The 4,942-nt window shown below is 67.2% G+C and carries 4 protein-coding genes; 2 read left to right on the top strand and 2 right to left on the bottom strand.

Annotated features, from left to right (window positions below; translation table 11 throughout):
• Positions 1-123 precede the first annotated feature (123 nt).
• A complete protein-coding gene (locus HMPREF3113_RS13095; RefSeq protein ID WP_070473257.1) occupies positions 124-720 on the bottom strand; it encodes an SMI1/KNR4 family protein in 597 nt (198 codons plus the stop codon).
• 206 nt (positions 721-926) lie between these two features.
• Here HMPREF3113_RS13095 and HMPREF3113_RS13090 point away from each other — a divergent pair, with 206 nt between their 5' ends.
• A complete protein-coding gene (locus HMPREF3113_RS13090; RefSeq protein ID WP_046273015.1) occupies positions 927-1,727 on the top strand; it encodes a dienelactone hydrolase family protein in 801 nt (266 codons plus the stop codon).
• 134 nt (positions 1,728-1,861) lie between these two features.
• Here the strand turns inward: HMPREF3113_RS13090 and HMPREF3113_RS13085 are convergent, their stop codons facing one another.
• Positions 1,862-2,860 carry a polyprenyl synthetase family protein gene (locus HMPREF3113_RS13085; RefSeq protein WP_070426810.1) on the bottom strand — a complete coding sequence of 333 codons (999 nt, stop codon included), beginning with the start codon at positions 2,858-2,860 and terminating at the stop codon, positions 1,862-1,864.
• Between the two features lie 316 nt (positions 2,861-3,176).
• Here HMPREF3113_RS13085 and HMPREF3113_RS13080 point away from each other — a divergent pair, with 316 nt between their 5' ends.
• Positions 3,177-4,790, top strand: coding sequence for an alpha-glucosidase (locus HMPREF3113_RS13080; RefSeq protein ID WP_070473254.1), 1,614 nt, complete (start codon positions 3,177-3,179; stop codon positions 4,788-4,790).
• Positions 4,791-4,942 lie beyond the last annotated feature (152 nt).

Raw genomic sequence — 4,942 nt, 5'->3', positions numbered from 1 at the left:
TGAAGCTCCTCCAGCAACACAGTTGCTACCGTGGTGTGGATGGCGCAGCCACGCATGGCGTGGCTCTGCCCCTGGGATGTGCGGCATCGTTCATCCGCGCGGGGCACGTCGGTGATCTACGCGTCAGACCTCTTCCTCATCGATGAAGGCGTAGTCGTTTTCGATGAGCTGCTGCAGGTATGCATCGAAGCCCGGCGCGATCACCCGGTAGCTGTCCGGGTCGTGCAGGTAGCGCACCACCTGGCCGACCGTGCCGCCCGGCGCGGGATCGAAATCCAGGTACAGCATCGAGCTGCCGCCGTTGTTCATGCAGTGCGAGAAGCACAGGCGCTTGCCCATCGGCAGGTCGGCATCGATGCCGTCGCCGAGAATCTCCGGGTCTTCCTCCAGCCATTCCTCGTAGATCGAGCGGATGCTGTCATCCCACTGCGCGCTGTCCTCGAACACCTGGTCCACCGAACGCAGGTAGTAGGGGTAATGCCCCTCTTCGACGTCCGAGCCCAGCATCAGCACCACCACCTCGCCGCCCGGGTAGGCGCGGAAATGCGTGCCGTCGACCCGCGCTAACAAGGCGAGCAGGCTCTCGGGTACCTGTGGCCAGCGCTCGCGCAGGCGCTGCAGATCGGCCGTGCTGGCGCCCTCGACCCAGGCCCACATCCTCGCATCGTCGTCGGGCAGGCGCGGCACCAGGCCGGAGAGGAAGCGGTCGACAAGGCTCATGGGGTATTCCGTACACGGGGCCGGCCAGCCTGCCATAACAGGGACGGAGGGAGTTAATCCAATAACTGGGACGGCGGTGATCAATCCAGATGAGGTCGGGCGTGGCCGGCCTGCCGGATCACGGGGGGGAGGTGCCCAGGCGCTTCTACACGGTGCCGTCAACCGGCCGTCATACACTCGGGGCTCTTTCTGTCGGGAGCAGACGCATGAACAGGCAATGGCGGTGGGGTGCGGCGGTGCTGTTGGGCATGACGGCGTTGCCCGCGCTGGCGGCGATGCAGGCCAAGCCGGTGGAGTGGACCCAGGACGGCACCACGTTCAGTGGGGTGCTGGTCTACGACGACAGTGACAATGACAAGCGCCCCGGTCTGGTGATGGTGCCGAACTGGAAGGGCGTGAACGACTCGGCCATCGCCAAGGCCAAGCAGCTCGCCGGCGATGACTACGTGGTGCTGGTCGCCGATGTGTACGGCAAGGGCGTGCGACCGAAGACCGACGCCGAGGCCGGTCCGGTGGCGACCAAGCTGCGCAACGACCGCCCCGTGCTGCGCGCCCGTGCGCTCAAGGCGATCGAGGTGCTCAAGGCCCAGGCCGGGAAGGCGCCGCTGGATGCCAGCCGGATCGGCGCGGTAGGGTTCTGCTTCGGCGGGACTACGGTGCTGGAGATGGCGCGCGCCGGCGCACCGCTGGCTGGTGTGGTCAGCCTGCACGGTGGCCTGGGCTCACCGCTCCCGGCCAAGGCCGGCGGGACGCATCCCTCCGTGCTGGTGCTCAATGGCGCCGACGACAAGGGCGTGAGCAAAGCGGACATCGCCAGCTTCGAGCAGGAAATGAACGCGGCCAAGGTGGACTGGGAGTTCACCAACTACAGCGGCGCGGTGCACTGCTTCGCCGAGTCCGATGCCAACAGCCCGCCAGGCTGCCTGTACAACGAACGGGCGGCCAAGCGTGCCTGGAAGGCGCTGGATGAATTCTTCGAGGAGCGGTTCGAGACCAGAGCCCGGTAGAGCCGACCGTTGGTCGGCTGCAACGCGCATGGCGTGGTGCGTTCATCGGGGATCGCGGCGCCGGGAGGACGAGAAGCCGACCAACGGTCGGCTCTACCTCTGAGGGTTACAACCGTCGGGCGGAACGCCCTCCCTCAATGCGAACGCTGCACCGCGTAGCGGGCCAGCCCGCGCAGGGCGGCCACGGCATCGTTGTCGGCCAGGCCGTCGAGCGCACGCTCGGCGGCGTCGGCATACTCCTCGGCGCGCGCGCGGCTGTAGTCCAGGCCGCCGGTGGCGTGGATGGCCGCCAACACTTCCGGCATCGCCTCGGCGTCACCGTTCTGCACGATCTCGCGCAGGCGCTCGCGGGTGGTGGCATCCGAATGCGCCATCGCGTGGATCAGCGGCAGGGTGGCCTTGCCCTCGGCGAGGTCGTCGCCCAGGTTCTTGCCCAGCTCATCGGCGTTGGCCGAGTAGTCCAGCACATCGTCGGCAATCTGGAAGGCGTAGCCCAGGTGCATGCCGTAGTCGTACAGCGCCTGCTGGGTGGCCTCATCGACACCACTGGCCAGCGCGCCCAGACGGGTGCCGGCGGCGAACAGCACCGCGGTCTTGCGCTCGATCACACGCAGGTAGGCGGCCTCGTCGGTATCCGGGTTATGCACGTGCAGCAGCTGCAGCACTTCCCCCTCGGCGATGCGGTTGGTGGTGTCGGCCAGGATCCGCATGACCGGCATGCGGTCCAGTTCGACCATCAGCTGGAAGCTGCGCGAGTACAGGAAATCGCCGACCAGCACGCTCGGGGCGTTGCCCCACAGTGCATTGGCGGTGCTGCGGCCACGCCGCAGGCTGGATTCGTCCACCACGTCGTCGTGCAGCAGGGTCGAGGTATGGATGAACTCGATGATCGCGGCCAGCTGGTGGTGTTCCGGACCGGCCTGGCCGACCGCGCGGCCAGCCAGCATCACCAGCATCGGGCGCAGGCGCTTGCCGCCGGCCGAGATGATGTGGTCGGCGATCTGGTTGATCAGCACGACATCCGAGGACAGTCGGCGACGAATCAGCGCATCGACGGCGTCCATGTCGGGCGCAGCGAGCGACTGGATCTGGGGCAGGCCCAGCGCGGGGCGGGTGTCTTCGGTGATGGTCATGCGGTCTGACTTTCAGGCTTGGCCGGAATTATAGGCGGTGCCGTCGTATTCCGCCTGCGAAGACGCGCCTGTGGCCCGGCCAAGGTGCGCGGCAGACGCGGGGGGGAGGGGCGGGCCCTGCCGATCCTGGGCGCCGCCACCGATGCGCCGTGCCCGGTTGGCTGCCGCCCGGCCGGGCGCTGGGAATGCGCCCCGCGCCGCCATCTGGCGTGAATACGTATGCATGCGACCCCACCGCTGGAGGCGCCCCGCTAAGCTTGTCGGGTTCGTTTCTGGCCCCCTCGCGGGTGCCGTGGAAGCCCGAAGGGGGGCCTCAATGTCGCAGTCTCCATGGTGGCGCGGTGCCGTCATCTATCAGATCTACCCGCGCAGTTTCCTGGATGCCAATGGCGATGGCGTGGGCGACCTGCCCGGCATCATCGAACGCCTGGACTACGTGGCCGCGCTGGGCGTCGACGCGATCTGGGTCTCGCCGTTCTTCAAATCGCCGATGGCCGACTTCGGCTATGACATCGCCGACCACCGCGATGTCGATCCGATGTTCGGCACGCTGGCCGACTTCGACCAGCTGCTGGCCAAGGCGCATGCGCTGGGCCTGAAGGTGATGATCGACCAGGTGTTCAGCCATACTTCGATCGAGCATGCCTGGTTCCAGGAGAGCCGCCAGGACCGCACCAATCCCAAGGCGGACTGGTACGTATGGGCCGACCCGCGCGAGGACGGCACCCCGCCCAACAACTGGATGTCGATCTTCGGCGGCGTGGCCTGGCAGTGGGAGCCGCGCCGCGAGCAGTACTTCCTGCACAACTTCCTGGCCGACCAGCCCGACCTGAACTTCCACAACCCGGCGGTGCAGCAGGCCACGCTGGATTACGTGCGGTTCTGGCTGGATCGCGGCGTGGACGGCTTCCGCCTGGATTCGATCAACTTCTGCTTCCACGATGCACAGCTGCGCGACAACCCGGCCAAGCCGCTGGAGAAGCGTCTGGGCCGTGGCTTCAGCGCGGACAACCCGTACGCCTACCAGTACCACTACTACAACAACACCCAGCCGGAGAACATCGGGTTCATCGAGCGGCTGCGCGTGCTGCTGGACGAGTATCCCGGCTCGGTCAGCCTGGGCGAGATCTCCGCGGAAGATTCGCTGGCCACCACGGCCGAGTACACCGCGCCGGGCCGGCTGCACATGGGCTACAGCTTCGAGCTGCTGGTGAAGGATTTCAGCGCCGGTTACATCCGCGATACGGTGTCGCGGCTGGAAGCGACGATGACCGAAGGCTGGCCGTGCTGGGCGATCTCCAACCACGACGTGGAGCGCGCAGTGACGCGCTGGGGCGGCCATCCGGCCCAACCGCGGTTGGCGCGGATGCTGGTAGCGATGCTGTGTTCGCTGCGCGGTTCGATCTGCCTGTACCAGGGCGAGGAACTGGGGTTGGGCGAGGCGGACGTGCCGTTCGAGGCGCTGCAGGACCCGTACGGCATTACCTTCTGGCCGAACTTCAAGGGGCGCGACGGCTGCCGCACGCCGATGCCGTGGCTGGATGCCCCGAAGGCGGGCTTCACGACGGGCGAGCCGTGGCTGCCGATTCCGGCGGAGCATCAGGCCGCGTCGGTGGCGACGCAGGAACAGGATCCGCATTCGGTGTTGAACTCGTTCCGTCAGTTCCTGGCATGGCGGCGGACGATGCCGACGCTGTTGGTGGGGGATATTCGTTTCCTCGAGTGCGCCGAGCCGGTGTTGATGTTCGAGCGGGTGCACGCGGAGGAGACGTTGCTGTTGGCGTTCAATCTGTCGGCCGGGACGGCTCGGGTTGCGCTGCCGGTGGGTGATTGGCAGGCGATGCATGTGCCGGGTCCGGATGTCGGCGAGGTGGTCGGTGGTGAGCTGGTGTTGCCGGCGCAGTCGATGTATTGCGCGCGACGCAGCTGAGTGGGTTTCCGGTGGTATTGAGAGGGCGGGGCCGGGTGCCTCGCCCTTTTTTTGTCTTGCGTTCGTGCGTTGGGCCACAGCAACGGCAACGGCGCGTTGGGCTGCGCTTGTGCTGGTTTGGGCGGGCACGGGTGGGTTGGCGGGACCCGCCG

The organism is Stenotrophomonas sp. HMSC10F06, assembly GCF_001807865.1.
Lineage (GTDB): Bacteria > Pseudomonadota > Gammaproteobacteria > Xanthomonadales > Xanthomonadaceae > Stenotrophomonas > Stenotrophomonas bentonitica_A.
Note: the sequence above shows the minus strand (reverse complement) of the source record. Positions and strands in the feature narration are given on the sequence as shown.